The 508-nt window shown below is 44.5% G+C and carries 1 protein-coding gene; it reads left to right on the top strand.

Annotated elements, in window-relative coordinates:
• A partial coding sequence (locus R7P74_RS29670; protein ID WP_318124335.1) for a glycosyltransferase family protein occupies positions 1-360 on the top strand: 360 nt, incomplete at its 5' end.
• Positions 361-508 lie beyond the last annotated feature (148 nt).

The raw sequence follows: 508 nt of genomic DNA, 5'->3' as shown, positions 1-508 counted from the left end.
AACTTTCAGCACCATCTACATCGTTGCTGTGGGGTCATCGCCAATGGCGGTTTTGAACTGCCTTCAGAAGCACTTTCTCTTGGCAAAAAACTGCTAATGAAACCATTGGCAGGGCAATTTGAACAGCAGAGCAACGTAGCCACGCTTGAAGATCTTGGGTTAGCCACTGCAATGGACAGTTTAGACATTTCTACCGTACGTCAGTGGCTCAAAGAGCAGCAAGCTGAGAGTGTTAAATACCCCGACGTTGCACAAGCCATCGTGAATTGGGTTTTACAAGGGGCGTGGGATTCGCAAGAAGAACTCTCCAAACAGTTGTGGGAGCAGGTGGATTTTCCGAGCTATGTATCCAATATCTAAGTTTGTTTGCTCGGATTGTTTGTGGCAAACACATAATAACTATTAACTACCTATTATTACGTTCCTACCAACATTCCTACATGGTACTTGGTGCAGCTTTTCGATTTCGAAGGGCTGCATTTTTATTCCCTCTCGTTCATTTCTATTC

Source organism: Vibrio sp. 2033, from assembly GCF_033339735.1.
Note: the sequence above shows the minus strand (reverse complement) of the source record. Positions and strands in the feature narration are given on the sequence as shown.